General features: G+C 67.5%; 1 protein-coding gene. It reads right to left on the bottom strand.

Features of this window, described 5'->3' with window-relative positions; translation table 11 throughout:
• Positions 1 to 255: transposase (locus C7I84_RS29440; protein ID WP_165816266.1), on the bottom strand; the 255-nt coding region annotated here is incomplete at both ends.

Raw genomic sequence — 255 nt, 5'->3', positions numbered from 1 at the left:
TCGGCATCGTCGAGAACGGTGAAGCCGTCGCCCCGGCGGCTCGTGAGGTGGCGCACGCAAAGCACCTTGAGCGCCATGTTGGACTTGGGCCGGGTGACGAAGACGGCCTGCGCGGCGGCGATCGCCGCCCACCAGCCGTAATGGCAGTAGCCCTTGTCGAACACATAGGTGGCGCCGCTCTCGATGCGGACGGTGCGGCCGATCCAGGCGTCGTTGACATTGGCGTCGGTGATGGCCAGCACGCGCGGACAATCG

Source organism: Kumtagia ephedrae (assembly GCF_003012745.1).
In the GTDB taxonomy this organism is placed as follows: Bacteria; Pseudomonadota; Alphaproteobacteria; order Rhizobiales; family Rhizobiaceae; genus Kumtagia; species Kumtagia ephedrae.
This window is presented reverse-complemented; position numbering and strand designations above follow the sequence as displayed.